This window comes from Streptococcus sp. E24BD, from assembly GCF_041807825.1.
In the GTDB taxonomy this organism is placed as follows: Bacteria; Bacillota; Bacilli; order Lactobacillales; family Streptococcaceae; genus Streptococcus; species Streptococcus entericus.
The window spans coordinates 14285-41143 of sequence record NZ_JBGTZB010000015.1; the positions used below are offsets into that span (position 1 = coordinate 14285).

Annotated in this window: 25 protein-coding genes; 17 read left to right on the forward strand and 8 right to left on the reverse strand. The window is 45.5% G+C overall.

All coding sequences use genetic code 11. The features are described from left to right. Position 1 precedes the first annotated feature (1 nt). From ftsZ to ileS, 7 genes are all read left to right on the forward strand, one after another. Positions 2–1306: a cell division protein FtsZ gene (gene ftsZ / locus ACERC5_RS05105; protein WP_373658765.1), complete on the forward strand. Its 1305-nt coding sequence runs from the start codon at positions 2–4 to the stop codon at positions 1304–1306. Positions 1307–1308: 2 nt separating this feature from the next. Further along, the gene (locus ACERC5_RS05110; RefSeq protein WP_018367445.1) at positions 1309–1974 is read left to right on the forward strand and encodes a YggS family pyridoxal phosphate-dependent enzyme; all 666 of its coding nucleotides are present in this window, start codon (positions 1309–1311) and stop codon (positions 1972–1974) included. A gap of 11 nt (positions 1975–1985) precedes the next feature. Beyond that, positions 1986–2636, forward strand: coding sequence for a cell division protein SepF (gene sepF / locus ACERC5_RS05115; RefSeq protein WP_373658764.1), 651 nt, complete (start codon positions 1986–1988; stop codon positions 2634–2636). A gap of 2 nt (positions 2637–2638) precedes the next feature. After that, entirely contained in the window at positions 2639–2893 is a 255-nt protein-coding gene (locus ACERC5_RS05120) for a YggT family protein (RefSeq protein WP_018367443.1), read from the forward strand. After that, positions 2894–3679 (forward strand): RNA-binding protein, encoded by a 786-nt coding sequence (locus ACERC5_RS05125; RefSeq protein WP_373658763.1) that lies wholly within the window; start codon positions 2894–2896, stop codon positions 3677–3679. It begins immediately after the preceding gene. Between the two features lie 10 nt (positions 3680–3689). Continuing rightward, positions 3690–4424 carry a DivIVA domain-containing protein gene (locus tag ACERC5_RS05130; protein WP_373658762.1) on the forward strand — a complete coding sequence of 245 codons (735 nt, stop codon included), beginning with the start codon at positions 3690–3692 and terminating at the stop codon, positions 4422–4424. A gap of 454 nt (positions 4425–4878) precedes the next feature. Beyond that, a complete protein-coding gene (ileS, locus tag ACERC5_RS05135; RefSeq protein WP_373658761.1) occupies positions 4879–7641 on the forward strand; it encodes an isoleucine--tRNA ligase in 2763 nt (920 codons plus the stop codon). A 102-nt stretch (positions 7642–7743) separates the two neighbouring features. Here ileS and ACERC5_RS05140 read toward each other — a convergent pair whose 3' ends face one another. Genes ACERC5_RS05140 through ACERC5_RS05150 form a run of 3 tightly spaced genes read right to left on the reverse strand, consistent with a single transcriptional unit; the run spans position 7744 to position 9854 of the window. Beyond that, positions 7744–8121: a glyoxalase gene (locus tag ACERC5_RS05140; RefSeq protein ID WP_373658760.1), complete on the reverse strand. Its 378-nt coding sequence runs from the start codon at positions 8119–8121 to the stop codon at positions 7744–7746. A gap of 15 nt (positions 8122–8136) precedes the next feature. Further along, on the reverse strand, positions 8137–8952 hold the full coding sequence (locus tag ACERC5_RS05145) for a TIGR03943 family protein (protein WP_373660320.1): 816 nt from the start codon (positions 8950–8952) through the stop codon (positions 8137–8139). Then, positions 8949–9854 (reverse strand): permease, encoded by a 906-nt coding sequence (locus tag ACERC5_RS05150; protein WP_373658758.1) that lies wholly within the window; start codon positions 9852–9854, stop codon positions 8949–8951. Before ACERC5_RS05150 ends, ACERC5_RS05145 begins: the two co-directional genes overlap by 4 nt. Positions 9855–10363: 509 nt before the next feature. Here ACERC5_RS05150 and ACERC5_RS05155 point away from each other — a divergent pair. Further along, complete coding sequence (locus ACERC5_RS05155) at positions 10364–11851, forward strand: ATP-binding cassette domain-containing protein (RefSeq protein WP_373658757.1); 1488 nt, start codon at positions 10364–10366, stop codon at positions 11849–11851. A gap of 26 nt (positions 11852–11877) precedes the next feature. On the opposite strand, the gene ACERC5_RS05160 is transcribed toward ACERC5_RS05155, so the two are convergent. From ACERC5_RS05160 to ACERC5_RS05170, 3 genes are all read right to left on the reverse strand, one after another. After that, on the reverse strand, positions 11878–12036 hold the full coding sequence (locus ACERC5_RS05160; protein WP_373658756.1) for a hypothetical protein: 159 nt from the start codon (positions 12034–12036) through the stop codon (positions 11878–11880). 315 nt (positions 12037–12351) lie between these two features. After that, positions 12352–13665, reverse strand: a complete 1314-nt coding sequence (gene obgE / locus ACERC5_RS05165) for a GTPase ObgE (RefSeq protein ID WP_373658755.1) — start codon at positions 13663–13665, stop codon at positions 12352–12354. 188 nt (positions 13666–13853) lie between these two features. Continuing rightward, positions 13854–13982, reverse strand: a complete 129-nt coding sequence (locus ACERC5_RS05170) for a DUF4044 domain-containing protein (RefSeq protein WP_018367432.1) — start codon at positions 13980–13982, stop codon at positions 13854–13856. 192 nt (positions 13983–14174) lie between these two features. Between ACERC5_RS05170 and galE the strand changes: the two genes are divergently transcribed. From galE to ACERC5_RS05195, 5 genes are all read left to right on the forward strand, one after another. Then, positions 14175–15191 carry a UDP-glucose 4-epimerase GalE gene (gene galE / locus ACERC5_RS05175; RefSeq protein ID WP_373658754.1) on the forward strand — a complete coding sequence of 339 codons (1017 nt, stop codon included), beginning with the start codon at positions 14175–14177 and terminating at the stop codon, positions 15189–15191. Positions 15192–15302: 111 nt separating this feature from the next. Further along, positions 15303–17087 carry a DNA primase gene (dnaG, locus tag ACERC5_RS05180; RefSeq protein ID WP_373658784.1) on the forward strand — a complete coding sequence of 595 codons (1785 nt, stop codon included), beginning with the start codon at positions 15303–15305 and terminating at the stop codon, positions 17085–17087. A gap of 8 nt (positions 17088–17095) precedes the next feature. Continuing rightward, on the forward strand, positions 17096–18205 hold the full coding sequence (rpoD, locus tag ACERC5_RS05185) for an RNA polymerase sigma factor RpoD (RefSeq protein ID WP_373658753.1): 1110 nt from the start codon (positions 17096–17098) through the stop codon (positions 18203–18205). A gap of 515 nt (positions 18206–18720) precedes the next feature. Next, a complete protein-coding gene (locus tag ACERC5_RS05190; protein WP_373660321.1) occupies positions 18721–19197 on the forward strand; it encodes a GNAT family N-acetyltransferase in 477 nt (158 codons plus the stop codon). 14 nt (positions 19198–19211) lie between these two features. Then, positions 19212–19541 (forward strand): metal-sulfur cluster assembly factor, encoded by a 330-nt coding sequence (locus tag ACERC5_RS05195; RefSeq protein ID WP_373658751.1) that lies wholly within the window; start codon positions 19212–19214, stop codon positions 19539–19541. Positions 19542–19606: 65 nt separating this feature from the next. Here the strand turns inward: ACERC5_RS05195 and gorA are convergent, their stop codons facing one another. Continuing rightward, positions 19607–20959 carry a glutathione-disulfide reductase gene (gene gorA, locus ACERC5_RS05200; protein WP_373658750.1) on the reverse strand — a complete coding sequence of 451 codons (1353 nt, stop codon included), beginning with the start codon at positions 20957–20959 and terminating at the stop codon, positions 19607–19609. A 115-nt stretch (positions 20960–21074) separates the two neighbouring features. Continuing rightward, entirely contained in the window at positions 21075–22571 is a 1497-nt protein-coding gene (locus ACERC5_RS05205; protein ID WP_373660322.1) for an HlyD family secretion protein, read from the reverse strand. Positions 22572–22755: 184 nt separating this feature from the next. Here ACERC5_RS05205 and cps2T point away from each other — a divergent pair, with 184 nt between their 5' ends. From cps2T to ACERC5_RS05225, 4 genes are read left to right on the forward strand one after another with little or no spacing between them, the layout of a single operon-like run. Continuing rightward, positions 22756–23910 carry a beta 1-4 rhamnosyltransferase Cps2T gene (cps2T, locus tag ACERC5_RS05210; protein WP_373660323.1) on the forward strand — a complete coding sequence of 385 codons (1155 nt, stop codon included), beginning with the start codon at positions 22756–22758 and terminating at the stop codon, positions 23908–23910. After that, positions 23900–24850: a glycosyltransferase family 2 protein gene (locus ACERC5_RS05215; RefSeq protein WP_373658747.1), complete on the forward strand. Its 951-nt coding sequence runs from the start codon at positions 23900–23902 to the stop codon at positions 24848–24850. Before cps2T ends, ACERC5_RS05215 begins: the two co-directional genes overlap by 11 nt. Then, complete coding sequence (locus ACERC5_RS05220) at positions 24837–25652, forward strand: ABC transporter permease (RefSeq protein WP_373658746.1); 816 nt, start codon at positions 24837–24839, stop codon at positions 25650–25652. The genes ACERC5_RS05215 and ACERC5_RS05220 overlap by 14 nt, the downstream gene beginning before the upstream one ends. Continuing rightward, the gene (locus ACERC5_RS05225) at positions 25652–26854 is read left to right on the forward strand and encodes an ABC transporter ATP-binding protein (RefSeq protein ID WP_373658745.1); all 1203 of its coding nucleotides are present in this window, start codon (positions 25652–25654) and stop codon (positions 26852–26854) included. Before ACERC5_RS05220 ends, ACERC5_RS05225 begins: the two co-directional genes overlap by 1 nt. Positions 26855–26859: the final 5 nt, after the last annotated feature.

A 26859-nucleotide genomic window follows, 5' to 3' on the forward strand; every position in this document is an offset into this window, starting at 1 on the left:
TATGGTATTTTCATTTGATGCGGCATCTGTTCAAGGTGCAGTGATTAAAGTTATCGGTGTTGGTGGTGGCGGTGGCAATGCCATCAACCGTATGATTGATGAAGGTGTAGCAGGCGTGGAGTTTATTGCAGCGAATACTGATATTCAAGCACTCAGCTCGTCTAAGGCTGAAACGGTTATTCAACTTGGGCCAAAATTGACCCGTGGTTTGGGTGCAGGCGGTCAGCCTGAAGTAGGTCGCAAAGCGGCTGAAGAAAGTGAAGAAGTTTTGACAGATGCCCTTGCAGGTGCAGATATGGTCTTTATCACAGCTGGCATGGGCGGTGGCTCAGGTACAGGTGCTGCACCAGTTATCGCACGTATTGCAAAGAGCTTGGGAGCTTTGACTGTTGCGGTTGTGACACGTCCCTTTGGATTTGAGGGCAACAAGCGGAGCACCTTTGCCATTCAAGGGATTGAAGAACTGCGTGAACAAGTTGACACTTTGTTGATTATTTCAAACAATAACTTGCTTGAAATCGTGGACAAGAAGACACCGCTCTTAGAAGCGCTTAGTGAAGCAGACAATGTTCTTCGCCAAGGTGTGCAAGGGATCACTGACCTCATTACCAGTCCAGGCCTCATTAACCTTGACTTTGCCGACGTTAAAACAGTCATGGCAAATAAAGGGAATGCCCTCATGGGTATCGGTATCGGTACTGGGGAAGAGCGCATTGTCGAGGCAGCTCGCAAGGCAATTTACTCTCCGCTTCTTGAGACAACAATTGATGGTTCAGAGGATGTTATCGTCAACGTGACCGGTGGTCTTGACATGACCTTGACAGAAGCAGAAGAAGCTTCTGAAATCGTTGGTCAAGCAGCTGGCAACGGTGTAAACATCTGGTTGGGCACGTCGATTGATGAGAGCATGCGCGATGAAATCCGTGTGACTGTTGTAGCGACAGGTGTTCGCAAAGACAAGGTGAACCAAGTGGCGGGTTTTAATCGTGGACCACGGACATTTGGAGCTCGTCCTGTAGCTCAACAACCAGGTGCCAACTACACAGGTGAACAAGTTAATCGTACAGAACGTTCAACTTTTGATTTGCCTACTAATCGTGAAACAACAGAAACCTTTAGCTCATCAAGACAACAAGGGCAGCATAGTCCAGAAGAATCACCTTTTGGTAACTGGGACTTGAAGCGTGACAATATCGCTCGTCCAAAAGAAGGTCAATTGGACAGTCAATTGTCTGTTTCAACTTTTTCAGACCGCTTTGATGGGGATGACGAGCTAGAGACTCCACCATTCTTCAGAAATCGCTAAACATGACACGGCTACAAACAGAACAGGTCAATCGAGCTGTCCGCTCCGCTATGGAGCGAGCTGGTCGAGCTGATCACGTCACAGTCGTGGCTGTGAGCAAGTATATGGATGTAGAAACCACACAAGATCTTATCAACACGGGCGTTCGCCATTTGGGTGAAAATCGTGTTGATAAGTTTCTTGATAAATACCAGCAGATACATCATCCAGACCTCACATGGCATTTTATCGGTAGTCTTCAACGTCGTAAAGTTAAAGATGTGATTGATTACATTGATTATTTTCATGCCCTTGATAGCCTAACCTTGGCTCAAGAGATTCAAAAGCGGGCCTCGAAAGTGGTGAAATGCTTTCTTCAGGTTAATATCTCAGGTGAAGAGAGTAAGCACGGTTTTACGCCTCAGGAGGTTTTAGAGGCCTTGCCGACAATCGCAGAGCTGGATAAAATTGAGGTTGTTGGTTTGATGACCATGGCGCCTTTTGAAGCCAGCCCTAACCAACTCCATCAGATTTTTGCAGCGACACGACAGCTGAGAGACCAATTACAAGACAAACAATTAAAGAATATGCCATTGACTGAATTAAGCATGGGAATGAGTGGTGATTTTGCCATCGCTATTCAAGAAGGTGCTAGTTTTGTCCGTATTGGCTCTTTATTCTTTGAGTAAAGGAGAAACCTATGGCATTTCGCGATAGATTTAGCAAAATTATCTCTTATTTTGATACCGATGATGTCAGTGACACTGAAACAGATGTTGATGTAGTGGAACCTGATATTCAACCAAGGCAGGAGGTTAATTTGCCAGAAAAACAAGAAAACGTGAGTTCAAATCGCCCGAAAGCACCAACGACAAAGCCGACTCGTCAGTATCCATCAGCATCAGCAAATTCTCGTTCAGTTGACGATGCTGGACGTGAAGGTAGAGAGCGACTAGTAGGTCCTCGCTTACCAGAGCGACCACAGGCACCTACAAGTAAACCGAGCCAGCCGATTATTCGTCCAAAAGAACAGACGATTAAGCCAGGTCAAACTCAAATCGCTATCAAGCACCCCTTGCGCTATGAAGATGCATCTGCGATTGCAGATGCCTTCACACAGGGGCAATGTCTGCTTGTTGATTTTGAGTATATGCAGGACGATGCGCAAGCGCGTCGTTGTATTGACTTCTTGACAGGTGCTTGTGTCGTTGCTAATGGTACCTTGCAGAGGGTTGGGGCAACCATGTTTTTGCTCACTCCTGAAAATGTTGTTGTTACCATGGAAAATGTTCTATCATCACATCAAGGGATACAAGAAGTTAACTACGATTACGACATGAAGAGGCGATAACGATGGGGCTAGTGATTCGATTTCTACTCTTGACCTTGTCTCTTTACTCTAAATTATTCATTGCGTATGCACTTTTATCATGGCTTCCAAGCTTGTATGACAGCGCAGTGGGACGTTTTGTTCGCTTTCTTGTCGATCCGGTTTTAGCACCGCTTCGTCGGTTCAACTTGCAGTTTGGTGGATTAGACTTTACCGTTTTTCTTGCCCTATTGTTGATTGAGCTTGCCTCTAGTTTCTTATCTTCGTTTTTATATTAAATGGCAAAGCAACTTTATCAACATTTTAATCCTAGCGAATATGAGACTGTCGAGAAGATACTGGACTTAGTCGATCGCTTAGAGACCTATTACTGTCATCAGCTAACGGGGTTTCTTGACCCTAGACAGCAAGAGATTGCTCACAGTATTTTAAGACAAGCTGGGGTCAGGTATTATTCTAGCCAGGACTATTATCCTCTGGAGCAGGCACGCTTTATTTTAGCGCCGGATTATTACCAGTTGGAGTTGACGGATTTTGAGATGGCTCTAGTCGAGATTTCCTATCATGGCAAATTTGCCCAGCTCAGCCATTCCCAAATACTGGGCTCTCTGCTAAACGGTTTAGGATTGAAGCGTCAGGTGATTGGCGACATCATCGTTGCAAAGGGTTATGCTCAAGTTGTCCTAGACCAGCAGATGGCTGATTATGCTGTTCGAGAGACAAGAAAGATGGCAAGAACAGGTGTGCAATTACGCCAAATTGACTTTGAACAGCTGATAAGGTCTGAAGAAAAAACTGCAACAACTCTTTATCTAGTTTCTAGTTTGCGCTTGGATAAACTGGTGGCTCTCTTGACTGGTCAGTCCCGTCAACAAGCGCAGGTGATGATTACCAGTGGTAAAGTTAAGGTTAATCATCGGGAGAGCTTAAAAGTCACGCAAGAGATTGCTATTGGAGATTTATTGAGTATTCGTGGTTCTGGTCGCTATCACTTGACAGAGCATATTGGTATCAGCAAAAGTGGTAAACATAAAGTCATGATTGCCAAAATAGTAAACAGTTAAGGAGGAACATGTGTTAACAGCACTTGATATTAAAGATAAAACATTTCGAAATGAATTTCGCGGTTATCATCGAGATGAGGTCAATGAATTTTTAGACATTGTCATCGATGATTATGAAACCCTAGTTCGCCTTAATCGGGAGCAGGAACAGCGTATCCGTGATTTGGAAGAAAAATTAGCCTACTTTGGGGATATGAAAGAATCTCTGACCCAGTCGGTTATACTGGCCCAAGAAACATCTGAAAAGGTAAAATTGTCTGCGCGTACAGAAGCGGATAACATCCTGAACAAAGCTACTCATGATGCCAAGCAGATGATTGAAGAAGCTAAAGTAAAAGCGAACCAACTGCTTAGAGATGCTTCAGATGACGCCAAGCGAGTGGCTGTTGAGACAGAAGATCTAAAACGCCAGACGCGCATTTTCCATCAACGTCTACAAGCTACAGTAGAAGCACAGCTGGGACTGGTCAATGCTCCTGAGTGGCAGGAGCTGTTGCAACCGACAGTGGTTTATCTGCAAAACTCTGATGCAGCCTTCAAGGAAGTGGTAGAAAAAGTACTTGGTGAGCATGTCCCTGAAATAGATGACACTGCCTCCATTGATGCGACACGCCAGTTTTCTCCAGAAGAAATGGCAGAGCTACAGCGCCGTATTGCAGAAGCTAACGCTCAGTTAGAACAGCAAGGACCAGTTCCTGATGGAACTGTCTCTGGTGACACTCAAACCTTCAAACTGAATATTTAAGCGACATAAAAACACGAACCAATCATGATATGCCAAGCGAGCAGGGGACGGTGCGAGCCCTGCTATCACTGATGATTGGTCCATCATTTTATAGCATTTTGACTGAATGTGAGTAGGTCAGAAGGTTTGGCTAACCTTACTAGCTACATAAGGGACAGAGTCTTTTGACCTGTCTGAAAAAAGGTGGTACCACGAGCTTTCGTCCTTTGAGATGAAGGCTTTTTTTCTTTTTGATAGTTTCTAAAGTAGTCCGAGATGGTAAGTAAACTAGTCTGGAAGTCTGTTTCTGAGAATGCTAAATTTCAGACTTCATTCGTGAGTTAAGAAGTATTGAGAGGCTTGCCTACCAAGGCTAAACCACTGATATAGCTGACCACAACCAAACTATCTCCTAGTCGGATTGCCCTTTAGGGCTCATCGACAATCGTGTAAAGCAACAGAAAGTGAGAACATTATGAAATTAAAAGAAACCCTTAACCTCGGTCAAACAGCCTTTCCTATGCGGGCTGGGTTGCCGACAAAAGAGCCTGAATGGCAAAAAGCTTGGGAAGAAGCCAAGATCTACCAACGCCGTCAGGAGTTAAATGCAGGAAAACCTGCCTTCCATCTCCATGATGGTCCTCCCTATGCTAACGGGAATATCCACGTTGGCCATGCTCTCAATAAGATTTCCAAGGACATCATCGTTCGTAGCAAGTCCATGTCAGGTTTTTCTGCTCCGTATGTTCCAGGTTGGGACACGCATGGTCTGCCGATTGAGCAGGTCTTGTCCAAACAAGGCGTTAAACGCAAGGAGTTAGATCTTGCTACTTATCTCGAAATGTGTCGTGACTATGCCCTGTCGCAGGTGGACAAACAACGAGAGGATTTCAAGCGTCTGGGCGTATCTGCAGACTGGGACAATCCTTATATCACTTTGACACCAGACTTTGAAGCCACTCAGCTCCGTGTCTTTGGTGCGATGGCGGACAAGGGCTATATTTACCGTGGTGCTAAGCCTGTCTATTGGTCATGGTCATCTGAGTCTGCTCTGGCAGAGGCAGAGATTGAATACCACGACCTCGACTCGACCTCGCTCTATTATGCCAATAAGGTCAAGGACGGCAAAGGCGTGCTGGATACGGATACCTACATCGTGGTCTGGACAACGACCCCATTTACCATCACAGCCTCTCGTGGCTTGACTGTCGGACCGGACATGGACTATGTGGTGGTACAGCCAGAAGCTTCTTCTAAAAAGTACCTCCTTGCTGAAGCCTTGGTTGACAAACTGGCAGACAAGTTTGGCTGGGACAGCTTTGCTATTATACAACAGCATAAGGGAGCAGAGCTGGAGTATATCGTGACCGAGCACCCGTGGGATGCCCAAGTGGATGAGCTGGTGATTCTGGGTGACCATGTGACGACCGAGTCTGGTACAGGTGTCGTCCATACGGCACCGAGCTTTGGTGAGGATGACTACAATGTCGGTGTCAAGTACGGTCTTGAGGTCTATGTGACGGTTGACGAGCGTGGGCTGATGAATGAGCTGGCGGGTCCTGATTTTGAGGGGCAGTTTTATGACAAGGTCGTGCCGGCGGTTGTGGAGAAGTTGGGTGATTTGCTTCTTGCCAAGGAAGTCATCAACCACTCTTACCCATTTGACTGGCGGACCAAGAAGCCGATTATCTGGCGGGCAGTACCGCAGTGGTTTGCTTCTGTGTCTAAATTCCGTCAGGACATCCTGGATAATATCGAGAAAACGACCTTCAACCCAAGTTGGGGTAAAACCCGCCTTTACAACATGATCCGTGACCGTGGGGATTGGGTGATCTCCCGTCAACGAGCTTGGGGTGTCCCGCTACCGATTTTCTACGCCGAAGATGGCTCACCAATCCTGAGCAAGGAAGTCACTGACCACGTGGCAGACCTCTTTGAAAAAGAAGGTTCGATTATCTGGTGGAAGCGTGATGCCAAAGACCTCCTGCCAGCAGGCTTTAGCCACCCAGGCTCACCAAACGGGGAGTTTACCAAGGAAACCGACATCATGGACGTCTGGTTTGACTCTGGTAGCTCTTGGAATGGGGTGATGAATGCCCGTGACAACCTTGCCTATCCAGCGGATCTTTACCTTGAAGGCTCAGACCAGTACCGTGGTTGGTTCAACTCGTCTCTAATCACTTCTGTCGCTGTCAATGGGCATGCGCCGTACAAGAGCATTCTCTCTCAAGGTTTTGTCCTTGATGGTAAGGGCGAGAAAATGTCCAAGTCCAAGGGCAATATTATCTCGCCAAACGATGTCGCTAAGCAATACGGGGCTGAGATTCTCCGCCTCTGGGTGACTTCGGTTGATACCTCAAACGACGTGCGGGTATCGATGGACATCCTCGGTCAGGTGTCTGAAACCTACCGTAAAATCCGCAATACCTTGCGTTTCCTACTGGCTAATACCAGCGATTTCAATCCTGCGACAGATACAGTCGCCTTTGATGACCTTCGTAGCGTTGACCAGTACATGACCGTAGCCTTTAATGCGCTTGTGGCAACTGTCCGTGCGGCCTATGACAGCTATGATTTTATGACCATCTATAAGAGCGTGGTCAACTTCATCACGGTTGAATTGTCCGCTTTCTATCTGGATTTTGCCAAGGATGTGGTCTATATCGAAGCGGAAAATAGCACAGCGCGTCGCCAGATGCAGACAGTCTTCTACGATATCTTGGTGAAGCTGACCCAGCTCTTGACCCCAATTTTACCGCACACCGCAGAGGAAATCTGGTCTTATCTGGAGCACGAGACCGCAGACTTTGTTCAGCTGACCGACCTGCCAGAGGCGGTTGAATATGACAATAGCGCCGCTATTTTAGCAGCGTGGACCGACTTTATGGACTTCCGCACCAGAGCCCAAAAAGCCTTGGAAGAAGCCCGCAATGAGAAAATCATCGGTAAATCGCTAGAAGCCCACCTTACGGCTCAAGTGACAGCCAGTGAAAAAGCAGCGCTGGAAGCCCTCAACTGTGATCTAGCCCAGCTTCTTATCGTCTCCAAGCTAACCCTTGTAGAAGCTACTGAAAACAACTTTAGTGTCGAGCGTGCTGCAGGTGAGGTCTGTCAGCGTTGCCGCCGCATTGATGAAACGACCAAAGAGCGTGCCTACGGTGCCACCATCTGTGACCACTGTGCCGCTATCATCGAAGCTGAATTTCCAGAAGCAGTCGCAGAAGGATTTGAAGGGTAAAATAAATAAAAATCAGAGAAATATTATTTCCCTGATTTTTGATATTAGATAGTAACTTTTTACAACACAATAGTTGCCTTGTTTATTGGTAAATAGAAAAATTTAATAGCTTTCTTCTTCGCGAACAGTATAAAATTGCCTGTTTGGTGACTCGAAACTAAAGTTTTTATAAGGTAGTTCGTTTAAGTCACTCACCGCTGGACTAATCGTTTTGACAAGTTGGTAAACCATCTCGATGTTATGAGTGAAAAAGAGCAAATTAGGCTGATTACCAAGCAACTCTGGCGAATACTGTTCAATGAAAGCTGTAGAATAGACCACAAAACTAGTTTGGCTATCCGGTGAGATTTTCATTTCAAATGTCGGAAACTCTAAGATGATATCTTCTTTGACAATGATAAATCCCATCTTACTCCAAAAATTTTTTTCGGCTTCAACATCTGCCACATAAATCATGGTTTTGTATGGATTATTAAACATCATTTCTCCTTTAATCTAGTAAAACTGTCGGTAAACATAAGGATTTTCTGGTGGTGATATGGCAGAGCTTTCTGTGATATCTAAGGCGGGCAGGTAAAAATCTAATCTTTGATTGTAAGCTTTAGTTAGCTGACCACTCACTTGTATCCAAGTATTATCATCATAACTCATTTCATTGCCTTTTGTCAAGAGACCATAAACACCCGAATCAGCGATGCAGTGAATAATGCCAAACCGAAAGAGATACTGCTGCCCTTCGGCTTCGGGGTCCTTGTAGACAAAACCTGAGTAACTGATTGTTTTCCCCATAAAGTGATCTGGGAAAAGGTAAATTAGCTCCATGACTTCCATGTAATTGTCATTGGTAATCGTAATATGGTTTCTCTGCTGGTAGCGCGAGAGGCTCTTTGCCATCTGGAGCTCGTAATTCTTTTTTGTAAAAAATAAGCTAGTATCTGGCTTTAAATACTGAATATCTGTACCATCAGCGCTTTGCAATTGGCTATCCGCATCAACTTCTGCCGCCAAGGGGAACTGATAGCCTTTGCTAGCGACGGTAGTGGCATCAAGAGTGACTGTTGGAATGAAAAAACCAATAAGTAAAGGAATAGCTAAAGTCAGCAGACTTCCCCAGCCCAGCTGTTTATGCTGATGCTTATCTAACTGTTTAACCCATATTATGAGTTGCACCACAGCTAAAATGAAGGAAATTCCCATTGACAAAAAGGCGAGATAAGTGTAGCGGGTATTGATGTATTGATCCAGTTTACCAGTCCAGTAAAGGTACATCCCCAACTCACAGTAACCTGCTAGAATAATAAAACGTTTCATCCAATGACCTCCAAGATAAGACAGTAGATTAAGACAACTCCCCCAGAAACACCGATAAATTGCCCAATGAAGCGCTTTTTGAAGACCCGAAACATGAGTAAGAGATTTTTTATATCGATGATTGGTCCAAAAAGTAAAAATGCAATAACAGGAGGAAGTCCAAAATTTGACATCAAGGAAGCCCCAATAAAGGCATCTGCTTCTGAACAGAGCGACATGACAAAAGCTAGCAGCATCATCAAGAGAATCGCTATCAGCGGATGATTATCAATAGCAAAGAATAACCGAGTAGGGATATAGATTTGCATGCTTGCGGCCAATAAGGCTCCAAAAACCAAGTAACGACCGACATCGAAAATCTCGTCAATAGCATGTGCCAGTGCGGCAAATACTTTTTGTGCGACACTTAGCTGACTATAGTGGTGTAGGTGGGGGATTTCTGCTTGCTTGTCTAGAATATCAGGTTCAAGAACAAAGCCAAGTAAAAGCCCCAAAACAATAGCGACCAGACTTGAGCCCAAGAAACGCAAGAACATGATCCTAAAAGAATGCCCGAAAGCCGAGTACGTTGCAAATAAGACGATGGGGTTAATAACAGGAGCTGTCGCCATAAAGGGAATAGCAGTGTAACTAGGGACCTTTTTTTTGAGAAAACGACCAACAATCGGCACAATACCACACTCACACGATGGAAAAACAAAACCGATAAAGGTACCAAAGATAATGCTAAGCACTTTGTTTTTTGGCAACCAAGATTGAAGACGGTCAGGGGTGACAAAGACATCGATAAAACCAGACAAAATAGCGCCTAAAAAGACAAATGGCAGAGCTTCAATAATGATTGATAAAAAAATGGCAAATAATTGTAAGACTGAATGGGGAAGTTGAGAAAAAATGGTCATAAAATGGACATCTCCTAGCCTCCTTATAATGATTAAACCTATTATACACTAAAAAAGGCTTGTTTAGCTAATAAAAGTTAAACTACTGAGAGAACACAGGGTCGAAAAGAACTATTAAAACGGATGAATGGACAGGTATCATGAATGCTGTTTTTTCTGCTTGAGTCAAAAGGAAGAGTATGCTATGTGAGGAATATTGCTTATTAGGACAGCTAACCTGATGGCAAGCGACAGTCAACGATTCAGCTTGTGGTAAAATAGGGGAGATTATTTTCAGATAGGATTTTGTTTGACAGGACTTATTTAATCTGCTAGACTATTGTTAATACTAGACGGAGGTAAGAGGACGTGAACAAGTAAGTCTACTGATAAGTGTTATCTGGTAGGTTTTCCTAGTTTGACTAGGCTTGTTTGTGCGTCCATAGAGTGCCTCTTTTGGCATGATTTTTGACGTATTCCCTACTGGATAAGTAGGGAATTTTATGTTGAGACACACCAAAGGAGGAACGATGTTACAACTGAAAGATGTTACTATTACCCATAAAAAAGATTTACAAGTTATTGTTGAAAACCTATCCTTAGTTGTCAATCCTGGTGACAAACTAGCTATTATCGGTGAGGAGGGGACGGGTAAATCAACCTTAATTCAAGCAATACTTGCCTCTCATCTCACTGAGTCTTATGCTGATGTGACAGGGCATATCAGCAGTCACTTTAACCGTATCGGCTATCTTCCGCAGAGGTTGCCTGAACAGTTGCTAAACCAGACAGTGACAGATTTTATTTATGCCGATATGGCTATTGAACAATTTGATTTTGCTCTTTTTTGGAAGTATGTGGAACGTTTTGATTTACCGATAGAGCGTTTCGAGGAAAAGCAGGAGAGCCTGTCTAGCTTATCTGGCGGTGAAAAAATCAAGTTACAACTTCTCAAGATATTAGTTGGGAATCCTGATCTGTTGGTGCTTGATGAACCAAGTGGAGACTTGGACTTGGCAACCTTGATTTGGTTAGAAGATTTTATTCGACAAACAGATAAGACAGTTATCTTTATCTCTCATGATGAAGAATTATTAGCCAGAGCAGCCAGTCACATTCTTCATTTAGAATTAGTAAAAAAACGCCGTGAGGCTCGCTGGACACTTTATAAGGGGACCTATGATAACTATAAAAAAGAGCGTAGCGAAGCCCTAACAAAACAGCTTCAGGTTGCCACCAAACAGCGAGATGAGTCTGCCAAACGCCTCATGAAAAACCAACAACTGCAACAACGTGTTGAGCATCAGCTGCGTCAGACTAAAAATGATGTCGCTGGGCGTCTTTTAGCTAAGAAGATGAAGTCGTTGAAATCTCAGGCGAAGCGATTTGACCGAGAAAGTCAAGAATTTATAGATTTTCCTGAGGACACGGATAGCATTAACCTTTTCTTTTCTGACGTTACCCCTCTTCCAAAACAAAAAAAACTCTTGTTCTGGGAACACAAGCCTTTATTGACAGGGCAATGCCTTAGTTTGAGCTTACGAGGGCAGGATAGGCTTGCTATTATCGGAAAAAATGGTGTCGGTAAGACAAGATTGCTGATGACTATTAGAGATGAACTGATTGAGCGAGAACATCTTTCAGTGGGCTATATGCCGCAGGACTACCATCAAATCTTGCCAGAACAGACGTCCGCCTTAGAGGTATTAACAGAGCGAGTGAGCGAAGAGGCGGCTAGAAGCCTGTTGGCTAGCCTCCAGTTCACGAGACAGGAAATTCAGCATGCTGTCGGTGAGCTTTCTGGCGGACAAAAGGCCAAACTTTGTCTTGCGAAAATGGTCTTAGAGAAAAACCAGATTATTTTGCTAGATGAACCGACTCGGCATTTGTCTCCGACATCTCAAGAAGAGTTTAGAAGACTCATACAAGCTTATCCGGGTGCCATTATTGTCGTGACGCACGATAGAGCTTTGCTAAACGCTCTGGACTGGCAACTATTAGATTTGGAACATCATTAAAACGGTTGGGAAGTCCAACCGTTTGCTTAGGTATTATCTTGTTTCAATCGCTCGCGCTCCAAACGCAGTTTACGGTTGGGGTTGAGCGTGTTGAACAGCTCCTCTAATTTTTCAGCTGTCCAAACATCAGCAGCTGACACAAAATTACCATTCTTGTCCTTAAAAGATATCGGTTTATCGCCCATGCTTGACCCTCCCTTGATAAGATTTTAGCACAAGTTATTTTGCCATTTACTCAATGAAAAACGAGACGATGAGCGAGAATTTCAGCCAATATATTTGCCATAGCATCAGTCAAAGGAGCCTTTTTTGCAAACAAATCTCTCATTGCTCTTGTTTTTTAGGCAACGCGCTTGATTAGGTTGTTACAGCCTTTGTTTATTTTGTCGCTTCTAGGCTCGCTCTCCAATTTTTAGGCTCGGGTTGATAAGGTCCCACGAAGCCCTACTCGCTTTTTCATTTTAGGGCGAGTAGCTGAAAGAGTCCACTGGACTCTTTCACTAATCCACAAACTCGAACTCAAAGTTGCCGATGCGGACGGTATCACCGTCTTTGGCACCGCGTTCTCGGAGGGCTTCATCGACCCCCATACCACGCAACTGGCGGGCAAATTTCATGATGGATTCGTCGCGTTCCATGTTGGTCATGACAAAGAGGCGTTCCAGTTTTTCACCAGACAGCACCCAAGCCGCATCGTCGTCACGGCTGATGTCAAATGGTCTCTGATCTTCGGTGAAGCCGTAGTAGGCTTCCTCATCCAACATCTCGTCCTCGTTGTAAAGGAGAAACTCGTCTGTCTTGGCCAATAAGTCAGCGGTTGCCTCTAAAAGAGCATCCAACCCCTGATGAGCAATCCCTGAAATTGGAAAAATCTGTGGTAACTCATCAAATTCATCGTAGTTGGCAGCGAGTTGCTCCTTGAAGAGAGCCAGATTGTCCTCAGCCTCTGGCATATCCATCTTGTTGGACACAATAATCTGAGGTCGCTCCATGAGGCGCAGGTTGTAGGTCTCTAGCTCCTTGTTGATGGCGACGTAGTCCTCATAGGGATCTCGCCCCTCACTAGCAGACATGTCAATCACATGAAGAATGACGCGTGTCCGCTCGATGTGACGGAGAAACTGAGTACCCAAGCCCACACCCTGACTAGCACCTTCAATCAGACCTGGTAGGTCAGCCATGGCAAAGCTATCGCCAGACTTGGTTCTGACCATGCCAAGGTTAGGCACGATGGTGGTAAAGTGATAAGCCCCAATTTTAGGCTTAGCTGCAGAAACCACACTGAGCAGGGTTGATTTGCCGACGGACGGGAAACCAACCAGACCAACATCAGCCAAAATCTTCAATTCCAGCTCGAGGTCTCGCTCTTCACCAGGCTCACCATTCTCAGCAATCTCTGGTGCAGGGTTGCGTGGTGTTGCAAAACGAATGTTACCACGCCCTCCGCGACCGCCTTTGGCAACGATAAATTCTTGACCGTGTTCGACCAAGTCTGTGATGACTTTGCCAGTCACTGCGTCCTTGATGGTCGTTCCTTGAGGAACACGCACATAGAGATCCTTAGCGCCCTTGCCGTGCATGCCCTTGGTCATGCCTTTTTCGCCGGATGGGGCCTTAAATTTGCGGTTGTAACGAAAATCCATCAGGGTCCGCAAGCCTTCATCAACGATGAAAATCACATCGCCCCCACGACCGCCATCACCGCCCCAAGGACCGCCATCTGGCACGTATTTCTCACGGCGAAAAGCCACCATTCCATCACCACCACGTCCAGCTTTAACGCTGATTTTGGCAGTATCTAAAAACATACTCATAGTTTAGTTATTCTTTCTTTAGTTGAAGTCTGGTCGGACAAGTACAGCAAGTCTGAGTTTTGCTTCACTTGATGACTTAACTAATCTTGTTAAGCCAATCTGGTCTTTAGCGTGTCGAGCCGACAACTTTCTTGAGCTGTTGCTGCTCTGCTATTGTCCACACCAATGAAAAAACGCTGGGTAGCGTTTTAACGGATGGCTGAATAAGCGCTCAAAATCAAGCTCCCAATGGTTACTAGAACCATCAAAAGAACGACGAAGAGCGTCAAGCGTTCGAACCATGTTTTTTTACGTGGACCTTGATCACCAAAAGCCATGTGTCACCTCATTCATTGTTTACTATACTCTGCCATTTTACCATAATTTTAAAAAAATCGCAAAGCAAAATGCTAAAGTAGCCTCTTAAAATTGGGATATTCAAAGTAGGGAAGCATGGTTTTAGATTGACAAATCAAGGGATAATTGTATATACTAGAGATAAGAAAATCAGTTAACATAAGGAGGTTGGCATGGCAAGGATTTTGGTGACAGGGGGAACAGGCTATATCGGTTCCCATACCTGTGTGGAACTTCTAGAAATCGGGCATCAAGTGATTGTGCTGGACAATCTGCGTAATTCAAACGTTAAAAGTTTAGCTGTTGTTGAAGAATTGACTGGACAGCAGGTCACCTTTTATCAGGGAGATATTCGAGATGCGGAGCTCTTGCGCCAGATTTTTGAAAAAGAAGCGATTGACCATGTGATTCATTTTGCGGGTCTAAAAGCTGTCGGAGAGTCTTCACAGATTCCGCTGGACTATTATGATAACAATATCTCAGGGACAGTTAACTTGCTCAAGGTGATGGCAGATTATGGCTGCAAAAATATCATTTTCAGCTCATCGGCAACTGTTTATGGTAACCCTCATACCGTTCCAATTACGGAAGAATTTCCCTTGTCAGCGACCAATCCTTATGGTCGAACAAAGCTGATGTTGGAAGAGATTCTAACGGACCTCTACCATTCTGACAAGAGTTGGAACATCGTGTTGCTCCGCTATTTTAACCCGATTGGAGCGCATGTATCCGGTGATTTGGGAGAAGATCCACGTGGGATTCCAAACAATCTCCTGCCTTATGTTACCCAAGTGGCTGTTGGAAAACTGAAGCAAGTCAGTGTCTTTGGGGATGATTATGATACCGTTGATGGCACTGGTGTCCGAGATTATATTCATGTGGTGGATTTAGCTAAAGGACACGTTGCTGCTTTGAAGCGCCTAGCACCCGAGACCGGGCTATCGATTTACAACCTTGGGACAGGTCAGGGCTATTCAGTTCTAGAGATTATTCAACAGATGTCAGAAACAGTGGGTCGCGACATTCCTTATCAGATTGTGGCAAGACGTCCAGGGGACATTGCAACTTGCTATGCCAAGGTCGATAAGGCCAGTCGTGAGCTAGGATGGACAGCGACGCTTGGCATCAAGCAGATGTGTGATGACGCCTGGAGATGGCAGAGCAAACACCCTCAAGGGTTTGAAGACTGATGGATGATACAGGGCATTTTGTCCTGTTTTTCATCGTCACCGCTTGTTCGTTTACCAAAACCTCTCCTTGTGGTATAATTGAATATAAAACATCAACAGCTGTTGGAGGAGGTGGTTCGCCTGTTAACCAAGGAAAAAATTGCGGATATCAAGGCTAGTGTTAACATTGTTGATGTGATTAACGAGGTGACGCCGCTTGTTAAACAGGGGAGACAGTTTTTGGGGCTCTGCCCATTTCACAAAGAAAAGACACCCTCTTTCAACGTTTTGGAGGATAAGCAGTTTTATCACTGTTTTGGTTGTGGCAAGTCAGGCGATGTCTTCAAATTCTTGGAAGAGTATCGGCAAGTTAGTTTTACCGAAGCAGCTCACATTTTGGCGGAACGGGCTGGGATTCCTTTAGTCAGGCAGCAGTCGTTACCTCAGCAGCAATCACAGCACCCTCATCAACAGCTCTATGACATCAATCGCGATGCCGCTAAATTTTATCAGGCGGTTCTGATGACAACCACGCAAGGAGCAGCCGCCAAAGCTTACCTTGCTAAGCGAGGCTTGACAGATGAGTTGCTGACGTATTTTGGCATCGGTCTTGCGCCAGATGAGTCTGACTACCTTTATCAAAACCTATCCAAAAAGCATGATGAAAAAACATTGAGTGATTCAGGGCTATTTAACTGGAGTGAGGATCGTGCTTTTGATGCTTTTCGTGATCGGATTATGTTCCCTCTGCTTGATGATAGTGGTCGACCTATTGGATTTTCAGGGCGGATTTGGCGGGACAATGGCAGAGCGAATCAGCAGGCTAAGTATAAAAATACGCGTTCAACGCCCATTTTTAATAAATCCTATGAACTCTACCACTTAGATAAGGCTAAAAGCGTGGCGAAAAAAACAGGTGAACTCTATCTGATGGAAGGGTTCATGGATGTTATCGCTGCTTATCGGGCTGGGGTCACAAACGCTGTAGCGACCATGGGAACAGCTTTGACACCAGAACATATTGCGCACCTAAAGCCTTATATCAAGAAAGTCATTTTAGCCTATGATGGCGATCAGGCTGGGCAAGCTGCTATCGACAAGTCCTTAACTCTGTTAACCAATCTGACAACAGAAATTGTTCGACTGCCTGAACAGCTGGACCCTGATGATTTTTTACAAAAGCATTCTGAAGAAGAATTGGCCCGTTTTCTGACCCAATCCCGAATCAGTCAAGTAGAGTTCTATGCTCACTATTGGTTGCCAGATAATCTAGACAATCTTCAAGCCCAGATTGCTTATGTGGAGCAGATGGCACAGCTCATTGCTCGTGAGTCGTCAATCATAGCTCAGTCTAGTTACTGCCAATTAGTGGCGGATTTGCTGCCTGACTTTGATTATTTTATGGTTGAGCAAGCTGTCAATCAGCAGCGCCTACAGCAACCTGAGCCTAATCGGTCACCTGCTAAGCCCTTGCCTGCTAGCTGGCAGCAGCTTCCTCAAACTTCTTCGCAAAAAGGAGGGCTAGTCAGGGCTGAGCAACAGCTGTTTTATCGCTTATCGACTCAGCATCATCTCTTGCAAGAGTTCAGGTATAACGAGGATTTTGCCTTTGTAACACCCGCTCTTCAAACCTTATATGAGAACTTGTTGGCTGAGGAGGTGATTGACTCCCAGATGCTGTCTGAGCTTTCTGATGACAGTCGACAGGCCTATTATGATGTTCAAGCAGAACATTTTCCAGAGGTCATGCCCGAGGGTGAGATTGAAGAGTTGCTCTACTGGCGGCAACATTATTTGAGCCAGCAAGAACTTGCCCAGCACCAGCGTGCTGTTCGTGAACACAGTAAACAAGGGAATTTGCTAGAGGCAGAAGATGCTCTGGCAGCCCTCATCGCCCAAAAAAGGCGTTTAGAATAGGAGTTTGTATGACAAAACAACAAGACATTTCAACCTTTAACGTTCAAGTTGCAGAATTTATTCGTAAACATAAGGCAGCAGGGACAGCTGTAGACGATGTGGTCACTGAGCAGCTCGTGATTCCCTTTAGCTTGGATGCGGATCAGATTGATGACCTCTTGACAAGACTGACTGACGGTGGTCTTGCGATCACCGATAAGGAAGGCAATCCGTCAACTACCTACCAAATTGAAGAAATCAAACCTGAAGAATTGAGCGACGAAGAATTGCTTGGTAGTAATTCTGCCAAGGTCAATGACCCTGTCCGCATGTACCTCAAGGAAATCGGTGTCGTGCCGCTCTTGTCCAACGAAGAAGAAAAAGAACTGGCTCTCCTGGTTGCGGAAGGCAATGTCGAAGCCAAGCAACGTCTGGCAGAAGCCAACCTGCGTCTAGTGGTGTCCATCGCCAAGCGCTATGTTGGTCGGGGTATGCAGTTCCTCGACTTGATCCAAGAGGGCAACATGGGGCTCATGAAGGCCGTCGATAAGTTTGACTACGCCAAAGGCTTCAAATTTTCAACCTATGCCACTTGGTGGATTCGTCAGGCCATTACCCGTGCCATTGCCGATCAGGCCAGAACCATTCGGATTCCTGTTCACATGGTTGAAACCATCAACAAGCTGGTACGGGAACAACGCAATCTCTTGCAAGAACTAGGAACGGAACCGACACCTGAGCAGATCGCAGAGCGGATGGATATGACTCCTGATAAGGTGCGTGAGATTTTGAAAATTGCTCAAGAACCTGTGTCTCTTGAAACTCCAATCGGCGAAGAAGATGACAGCCATCTGGGCGATTTCATCGAAGATGAAGTGATTGAGAACCCTGTTGACTACACCACGCGCGTGGTGCTGCGCGAGCAATTGGACGAAGTCCTAGATACCCTGACTGACCGCGAGGAAAACGTGCTGCGTCTGCGCTTTGGGCTGGACGATGGCAAGATGCGCACGCTGGAAGATGTGGGCAAGGTCTTTAACGTGACCCGTGAGCGCATTCGTCAAATCGAGGCAAAAGCGCTACGCAAACTCCGCCATCCGTCCCGTAGCAAGCAACTCAAAGACTTTATTGATGAGTGAGAGTGAAACACACATCGGTAGCCTAAGGGAAGGGCTGGATGTCGTCGCCTTACCTCCGCAAGGCTCAAACAGTCAGGGAAGTGACTGTTTGAGGTTGGAAATGAGGGAAGCAATATTTCCCTCATTCTTTTAGGGTTTTCATAGCCTGTAGGGCGTAGAAAGTCCAGCCAACTACTGCGTCATGTTATTTGAGGTAGGCCTGTTTAGCTGATGATAGTCATGGTCTAGAACGATGTCATTATTCTAGAGAACCTTCTGAGCGATGAGCTTAGAAAGTTGGTAGCGAACCGAAGGTAGAAATTGTAACATTTTAGCGTTCAATTTCGTCTGACGAAAGTGTGGCGTTATCGCCTGTCACAACATTATCCGGATTACCCCGAAAAATGTTGGCTAGGGAACCCTTAGCGTTAGAAAGTGCGATTCATGTCAGAAAACCCTTGTACTGCTGAGCGAATCGAAGACAGCTTAAGACCTTAATTTATTCTTTTTGTGCCTGTTTTTTAGGAGTAGATATAATGATAAGCATACGCCCTATGTCTGTGTCTGATATTCCTCAGAAAGCTGCTATCCAATTAGCAATTTTTCAAGAGACCTATCAAGGTTTGGTTGGTGGTGACTACTTAAACTCCCTTAGTTTGCCTCAGCTCATGGAGCGCACGAGGGATAGATTAGACACTGAAACTACTTTTTTGGCCTGGCTGAATCAGGAGCCTATCGGTTTTATGACTTGTCGTCAAGTTTCGGCTGACGAGGGTGAGATTTCAGCGATTGGCATTCTAGCTTCACACCAGAAACAGGGGATAGGCACATTATTGCTAGAGGCAGGGATAAAGCACTTGTCAAACTGTTCAAAAATTTTTCTTTGGGTTTTGGCTGACAATCGCCGAGCTGTTGATTTTTACAACACTCAGGGCTTTACATTGAGTGGCAAGCAAAAAATATTAACAATGGGGAAGCCTTTGTTAGCTGAGGAAACGGTTAAGACACATTAGAAGAGGAAGAGGAAATGGCTTACACGGACCAAGAGATTGAAGACATCAAAAACCGCATTTTGCAGGCTTTAGAAGAGGTGATCGACCCTGAATTAGGCATTGATATTGTCAATTTAGGACTGGTTTATGAGATTCGCTTTGAGCAAAATGGCCGATCAGAAATTGATATCAGCTTGACGACCATGGGTTGTCCTTTAGCTGATTTGATTACAGACCAGATGTATGATGTGTTGAAAACCATACCAGAGGTGACCTCTTCTGAGGTCAAGTTGGTCTGGTACCCCGCCTGGTCACCTCAGCGCATGAGCCGTTACGCACGTATTGCTCTGGGAATAACATTATAAAGCGATGATAAAAATGAACCTACAGGTGACTTAGGTTCATTTTTTGTTGATCGTTCTTGAGATATTTAACGCATGGTGACAAATTCTTCTGCACCAGTTGGGTGGATAGCAACAGTGTTGTCAAAGTCTGTCTTGGTTGCTCCCATCTTAATCGCCACGGCGAAACCTTGAATCATCTCATCGACCCCATAGCCGATACCGTGAAGACCGACTACTTTCTCCTTGTCACCTGCCACAACCAGCTTCATCTTGCAAATTTGACGATGGCTGGTGACAGCGGTATACATGGAGGTGAAGGTTGAGGTATAGACTTTAATCTGGTCTTCTCCGTAGGTGTTCTTAGCTTCTTCCTCAGTTAAGCCGACAGTGCCGATAGCTGGGTGGCTAAAGACGACAGTGGCAACGTTGGTGTAATCTAGCTTCAATCCTGTTTGACCGTTAAAGAGGCGCTCAGACAAACGACGACCTGCAGCCACGGCAACTGGTGTCAGCTCGATTTTACCATTGACGTCACCTAGAGCGTAGATGCCGTCAATGTTGGTCTCCTCAAACTCGTTAGTCGCAATATAACCACGATTGTTGAGGGCTACGCCAGTGGCCTCCAGATTGAATCCTGAGATGTTTGGTTTGCGACCGATAGCCCAGATGAGGGTATCGACAGTGTAGCTCTGCCCATTTTCCAAAAAAAGTGTCAGGCTACCGTCGGCGTTTTTGACCACCTCTTTAGGCACAGAAAAAGTATGGAGGCTCGGACCGTTTTTAGCCATCTCCTCGACTAGACCGTCGATGATAAAGCTATCAAAGTTCCGCAATGGCGCGTGCTGGCGGACGAAGAGATGGGTCTCTGCCCCCAGGGCGTGGAGGACACCAGCCACTTCAACGGCGATGTAGCCTGCGCCAACAACTGCTACTCGTTTAGGCACGGCATCTAGCTCAAAGAAGCCATCAGAGGTGATGCCATACTCTGCTCCTGGTAGATCAGGAACGACCGCATGACCACCAGTTGCAATTAGGATATGGGGAGCAGTGTAGCGCTCACCGTTGGCTTCAACCGTATGGGCATCAATAAATTTAGCGTAGGCCTGAACTAACTCAACACCGTTGTTGTCAAACCCACGATCGTAAGACACATGGATACGGTCAATGTAGGCCTGGCGGTTAGCTTTTAGCGTCCCAAAATCAAAGTTGTTGGTCGTCACATCGAAACCGTAATCGGCAGCGTAGTGGTTGATGGCTTCGGCCACCTGAGCCCCATACCACATGACTTTTTTAGGGACACAGCCTAGGTTGACACAGGTGCCACCAATATCTTTTGATTCAAATAGGACAACCTTGGCACCGTGCATTGCAGCACGATTGGCAGAAGCGATACCACCACTACCTGCTCCAATCACGATGTAATCATATTCTTTTACCATGAGAACGTCTCCTTACTTTACTAATAAATCTACTTTAGCACAAAAAATCATCGCAGACAATTTTCTGCTACGATTATGATTGTTCATCTGTGGTTAGTCCATCTTTGTGGTCTGATTAGTTAAAGACATTGGCGTAGATGAGATTATCAGCATTGGACTGGAGATGGATGGGCTCAAAGACCCAACGATCGCCCTCGGGGACACTTGTGATGAACCGTCGGGATAAGGTTGAGGTGAAGGTGTTGTTTGTGATGGTAACCTGACCGACCCCTGAGGAGTGTTGCCCAATGCTCCCGCCGTAGGCGACAATCTGACCGTCTGAACCGATATAGGGTAGGAAGTGATTGTTTTGAATTGTAATTTGGTTACTCACCAGTTGGTTAGGGTTGTTGACCTGATAATTTGGGTCGATGGTTTTTAGCATCCCACCATCCCATTCGCCATTGTTTGATGATGCGTCTAGCTGGATAGCTTCTGCAATAAAATTATGGATGCTACGATTGCCAATTTCTGTGACAGTTGTTAGTTCGGGCGCATAGCCTTCAAACACGTTATTTGAAAAGACCGCCTGTTGTACCCCGCCGAGATCAAAAATATGGCTGGATAGTTGCTGTACCATGGTGAAGCGGTTATTAAAAACCTGCCAATCGTAGCCGTGATTGGCCATGAGGATAAACTGATTGCCCTGTGTTAAATCTTTGGCTTCGACTGTTAGCCCCTGCATGGTAAAATGTGAGAGCCCATCGGTTGCTTCAGGGCCTGTTGTCAGACCGAACCAGCGTGCTGAGCCATCAACAACTAAGGTTGTGTCCTGACCACGGAGCTCTACATTTGAGGTCAACGTAATATAATCTGTCTCAGGGGTTTGGCTTCCAATGGCGAAGCGACCAGGAGGAAAGAGCAAACGTGAGCTTGATTTTGTTTTGGCAGCATTCAAAGCCTCTTGTAGAATCTTGTTGTTTTCAGTGGCTGTATTATCCTCACGAAACCCTAAGGTGGTCACCCAAACGAAATCTTCTTCAGCAAGGTCAGTTAGCTGACCGAGGTTTGGGAAAGTGGCATCATAGCGGTATTGCACCTTGCCATCAATCTCTTTGAGTTGGATACCATTGACTTGTCCGTCTTCCTTTTCGCCGTCTTCTGGATGATTGGCAATAGTCACTGTTTCACCGAGACGATAGGCGGTATCAATGGCACGTAATTGAGTTTCGGGGACCCCGCTCATCATCTTGCCTTGGTTATAGCTCAACTCATAGACAATCAGGTTATTCCCATCGATCGTTACTTTTTTACTGGAAATGACCTGCGCTATGTTATTTTTCAGGGTATCTAAGAGAGTGCCGTCGATGTTTTTGTTGGCTGATTTTAAGAGAGTGCCGTCGGTGTTTTTGTTGGCTGATTTAAGGAGAATAACCTGTTGCCCAACTGCAAAAGTAGGTTTTGGGTCTTGTAACTTGATTTGCCAGAGGGTTTTGACACTGGGGGTTTGCCCGTTTTCTATTTGACGAACGACATTGTAAAGGGTAAGTGAGCTGACAAGCAACAGGCTTAGTAAGGTGATGTTGAGAGTTACTTGTCGTCGTCTCCTGACGCGATTGATTCGTTTTGGCACATTTTCCTCCATAGATATAATGACCCTATTGTACCATATTTTAGGAGGTTATGACCGAAAAAGACAGTGACTTTTATCTGTTTGTTCAGTTTTTATCGTGATAACTTTTTAACTTGTTCCATGGCTTAATGTTATGGTATAATAGAGTGATATTCTGCTTAATCAACAAAGAAAGGAGAAGCGGATGCGTCATGTGTTTATCATCGGCAGCAGAGGATTGCCGGCTAAGTATGGTGGCTTTGAGACCTTTGTTGAGGAATTGGTCACTCACCAGCAATCAAAAAACGTGACCTATCATGTCGCCTGTCTGTCTGATAGCGATCATGGCACCCATTTCTTCTACCGAGGGGCAGACTGCTTTACCATCAACCCACCTCAACTGGGAGCAGCACGTGTCATGGCTTATGACTTGATGGCGGTCCGATACGCCCTAAAACTAGTCAAAACAAAAGGCTGGGAGCGTCCGATTTTTTACCTTTTGGGTAATACCATAGGTGGCATCATGCCTCTCTTTGCTCGTCAGATTTGGTCAGTAGGGGGAGTGTTTTACATCAACCCTGACGGTCTGGAATGGCGACGCACTAAGTGGCCGCGTCCTGTTCGTGCCTACCTGAAACTGGCTGAGCGGTTCATGTGCCAGACGGCTGACCTAGTTATCGCTGACAATATCGGTATAGAAGATTACATTAAGCAAGCCTATCCCAAAGCTAAGACGACTTGCATCGCCTATGGCACGACAGTGGAACCAACCCCTCTGACGCCGACAGATGCGCAGGTGCGGGCTTACTTTGACCAGCATAACTTGAGAGAAAAAAATTACTACCTGATCTTGGGGCGTTTTGTCCCTGAAAATAACTACGAAACCATTATTCGCGAGTTTATGGAAAGTCGTACCCAGAGAGATTTGGTCATTATTTGTAACCAAGAGGGCAGTGCTTATTTTGAACGGTTGAAGCAGGCGACAGGATTTGACCGTGATTCTCGGATCAAGTTTGTCGGGACAGTTTATGACAAGCCTCTTGTGGCTTATATCCGCCAGCAGGCCTTTGCCTATATCCATGGTCATGAGGTCGGAGGAACCAATCCTAGTCTGCTAGAAGCCTTAGCACAGACTGACCTAAACTTGGTGTTAGATGTGTCCTTCAACCGCACGGTGGCAGGTCAAAGTAGCCATTACTGGACCAAGCAAGATGGCAGTTTAGCTGGTCTGATTGACGACGTGGATGGTCAGACTGATTTTACAGTTCTGGGACAGATGGCTAAGGGCATTATCCGTGACCAGTACACTTGGGAAAAAATTGTTGGAGAGTATGAGGACTTGTTTTTAAATGAAGGTTAATATTCTCTTATCAACCTACAACGGGGCACGTTTTTTAGCCCAGCAAATCGAGAGCATTCAAGCGCAGACGTATGCTGACTGGCAGCTTCTCATCCGAGATGACGGCTCAAGCGACGATACAAGAACCGTGATAGCAGCATTTGTTGCTAAGGACAGGCGCATCCGCTGGGTCAATCCAGATGAGGAGCGTAATCTGGGTGTTATTAAAAGCTTCTACAGCTTGGTGAAGCATGAGCCTGCAGATGTTTATTTTTTCAGCGATCAAGACGATGTTTGGTTGCCCGATAAGCTGGGAGTGACCCTGTCACAGGCGAAACAAGAAGACATGACTAAACCGCTCCTGGTCTACACAGACCTCAAGGTTGTCAATCAGGAATTAACGGTTCTTCATGAGAGCATGATTGCCACTCAGTCGCATCATGCGAACACCGAGCTCCATCAGGAGTTGACGGAGAATACGGTGACTGGTGGCACCATGATGATTAACCATGCTTTGGCGGAGCTCTGGCAAATAGCTGATGATCTGCTCATGCATGACTGGTATCTGGCTCTAGTAGCCAGCAGCATGGGCAAACTGGTCTATGTTGACCAAGTTACTCAGCTCTATCGTCAGCACGACAACAATGTCCTTGGGGCGAGAACCTGGCGCAAGCGCATGAAAAATTGGCTAAGACCGCAGGTTTTAGTGGCCAAATACTGGTGGCTCATCAAAAGCAGTCAAGCACAGGCGGCGAAACTCCTAGCTCTGCCATTGCCCCAAGACAAAAAAGCAATGGTTGAAGCCTATGTTGGACTGATGAACCAGCCTTTGAGGCAACGCTGGGCGACCTTGTGGCGTTATGGTTTTGCCAAGAACCGCTGGTTTCATACCCTGGTCTTTACGACCCTAATCTTAACCAAGTTTGGTTATTTAAGTGAGAAAAGAGATGAATCTATTTAGCAAAGAACACCGTATCCTCTTGCGGGAGATGGTTAAAACAGACTTTAAGCTCCGTTATCAAGGGAGTGTGATTGGGCATTTGTGGTCAATTTTGAAGCCGATGATGCTTTTTTCTATCATGTATGTGGTCTTTATCCGCTTTTTACGGTTGGATGATGGGACACCACATAATGCTATTGGCGTCTTGTTTGGCATGGTGACGTGGAATTTCTTTGCGGAAGCGACCAATATGGGCATGATGTCTATTGTGTCACGGGGGGATTTGTTGCGTAAGCTCAATTTTCCTAAAGAAATTATCGTCTTATCAGCAGTGGTCGGGGCAGCTATTAACTACAGCATCAACTTGCTTGTTGTTTTGGTCTTTGCTCTACTCAATGGAGTTACACTTAGCTGGTCTGTTCTGGTCTTGGTGCCTCTCTTTCTTGAATTGTTTGTTCTAGCCATAGGATTAGCCTTGATGTTGTCTAGTCTCTTTGTCAAGTACCGAGATATTGGACCGGTTTGGGAAGTCATCATGCAGGCGGGCATGTATGCTACACCAGTGATTTACTCGCTTAATTTCTTTTTACAGCGTGAGAATCCGTGGACACCACTCATGGCAAAAGTCATGATGCTCAATCCTATGGCTCAGATTATTCAGGACATTAGGCATTTTATTGTTTACAGTGGATCTTTTCGGGGCTGGCAACTCTACGAGGGGTCATGGTTGGGTCTGGTGTCTTATCTTTTGCCAGTCCTTGTTCTAGTGATAGGCTCTGCTATTTTCAAAAAAGAAGCCAAGCGTTTTGCGGAGATTTTGTAATGACAGATAGAAAAACAGTGGTCAAAGTAGACCACGTCAGCAAATTTTTTAGACTGCCGACCGAGGAGACCAGAAGTTTACGGACAGCTCTGGTCAACCGTTTTAAAGGCATCAAAGGTTACAAGGAGCAGCATGTTCTCAGAGACATCAACTTTGAGGTCAAGGAAGGCGATTTCTTTGGCATTGTCGGACGAAATGGCTCAGGCAAGTCAACCTTGCTCAAGATTATTTCTCAGATTTACGTGCCTGAGCAGGGCACGGTGACGGTTGATGGCAAGCTCGTCTCCTTTATCGAGCTAGGGGTTGGGTTCAACCCAGAGTTGACAGGTCGGGAAAATGTCTATATGAATGGTGCCATGTTGGGTTTTACGACCGAACAGATTGACGCCATGTATGATGACATCGTTGATTTTGCTGAGCTCCGAGAGTTTATGAACCAGAAACTCAAGAACTATTCGAGCGGCATGCAGGTACGCTTGGCTTTTTCCGTTGCCATCAAGGCGCAAGGTGATATTCTGATTCTTGATGAGGTTCTTGCGGTCGGAGATGAGGCCTTTCAGCGCAAGTGTAACGATTATTTCCTTGAGCGTAAGAATAGTGGAAAGACGACCATTCTCGTCACCCACGATATGGGTGCGGTCAAGAAATACTGCAACCGAGCGGTCTTAGTCGAAAATGGTCTGGTCAAGGCCTACGGCGATCCGTTTGATGTGGCTAATCAGTATAGTGTGGATAACGTTACGGTTGAACAAAACGATAGTCATGAGACAGAAAGTGACAATGTTGTAACGGATTTACAAGTGAAACTGTTGTCGAACCAGCAAATCAGCCCAGAGGATTTTGTCGAATTTTCTGTGACTTACACGGTGACACAAAATATTGAAAATTTTGTTGTTTTTTCATTGACAGATATTGATCGGAAGATTTGGATCTATAATGATAACAGTTGGGATCAAAAGAGTTATACCAAAGGACAAAAAAGTTACCGATATACTTGCTCATTGGCAGCACTAAACGATGCCAATCTACGCTTGGAAGTGACGGTGTTGGGTGAAAATCGTCAGATGTTGGCATTTGCAAATTATGAGAACAGTCCGACAATTTTTGTTCGTCGCAAAGATTTGGCACCTGATGATTTGTCAGGTTTAGACTCTGCTACAGGCATGATTCAGCGCAACGGTCACTGGCAGATAGAAGGGTAAGGAGG

Coding starts and splice junctions, on each gene's coding strand:
- ftsZ (WP_373658765.1), top strand. CDS start 2: ATGGTATTTTCATTTGATGCGGCATCTGTTCAAGGTGCAGTGATTAAA.
- ACERC5_RS05110 (WP_018367445.1), top strand. CDS start 1,309: ATGACACGGCTACAAACAGAACAGGTCAATCGAGCTGTCCGCTCCGCT.
- sepF (WP_373658764.1), top strand. CDS start 1,986: ATGGCATTTCGCGATAGATTTAGCAAAATTATCTCTTATTTTGATACC.
- ACERC5_RS05120 (WP_018367443.1), top strand. CDS start 2,639: ATGGGGCTAGTGATTCGATTTCTACTCTTGACCTTGTCTCTTTACTCT.
- ACERC5_RS05125 (WP_373658763.1), top strand. CDS start 2,894: ATGGCAAAGCAACTTTATCAACATTTTAATCCTAGCGAATATGAGACT.
- ileS (WP_373658761.1), top strand. CDS start 4,879: ATGAAATTAAAAGAAACCCTTAACCTCGGTCAAACAGCCTTTCCTATG.
- ACERC5_RS05140 (WP_373658760.1), bottom strand. CDS start 8,121: ATGTTTAATAATCCATACAAAACCATGATTTATGTGGCAGATGTTGAA.
- ACERC5_RS05145 (WP_373660320.1), bottom strand. CDS start 8,952: ATGAAACGTTTTATTATTCTAGCAGGTTACTGTGAGTTGGGGATGTAC.
- ACERC5_RS05150 (WP_373658758.1), bottom strand. CDS start 9,854: ATGACCATTTTTTCTCAACTTCCCCATTCAGTCTTACAATTATTTGCC.
- ACERC5_RS05155 (WP_373658757.1), top strand. CDS start 10,364: ATGTTACAACTGAAAGATGTTACTATTACCCATAAAAAAGATTTACAA.
- ACERC5_RS05160 (WP_373658756.1), bottom strand. CDS start 12,036: ATGGGCGATAAACCGATATCTTTTAAGGACAAGAATGGTAATTTTGTG.
- obgE (WP_373658755.1), bottom strand. CDS start 13,665: ATGAGTATGTTTTTAGATACTGCCAAAATCAGCGTTAAAGCTGGACGT.
- ACERC5_RS05170 (WP_018367432.1), bottom strand. CDS start 13,982: ATGGCTTTTGGTGATCAAGGTCCACGTAAAAAAACATGGTTCGAACGC.
- galE (WP_373658754.1), top strand. CDS start 14,175: ATGGCAAGGATTTTGGTGACAGGGGGAACAGGCTATATCGGTTCCCAT.
- rpoD (WP_373658753.1), top strand. CDS start 17,096: ATGACAAAACAACAAGACATTTCAACCTTTAACGTTCAAGTTGCAGAA.
- ACERC5_RS05190 (WP_373660321.1), top strand. CDS start 18,721: ATGATAAGCATACGCCCTATGTCTGTGTCTGATATTCCTCAGAAAGCT.
- ACERC5_RS05195 (WP_373658751.1), top strand. CDS start 19,212: ATGGCTTACACGGACCAAGAGATTGAAGACATCAAAAACCGCATTTTG.
- gorA (WP_373658750.1), bottom strand. CDS start 20,959: ATGGTAAAAGAATATGATTACATCGTGATTGGAGCAGGTAGTGGTGGT.
- cps2T (WP_373660323.1), top strand. CDS start 22,756: ATGCGTCATGTGTTTATCATCGGCAGCAGAGGATTGCCGGCTAAGTAT.
- ACERC5_RS05215 (WP_373658747.1), top strand. CDS start 23,900: ATGAAGGTTAATATTCTCTTATCAACCTACAACGGGGCACGTTTTTTA.
- ACERC5_RS05220 (WP_373658746.1), top strand. CDS start 24,837: ATGAATCTATTTAGCAAAGAACACCGTATCCTCTTGCGGGAGATGGTT.
- ACERC5_RS05225 (WP_373658745.1), top strand. CDS start 25,652: ATGACAGATAGAAAAACAGTGGTCAAAGTAGACCACGTCAGCAAATTT.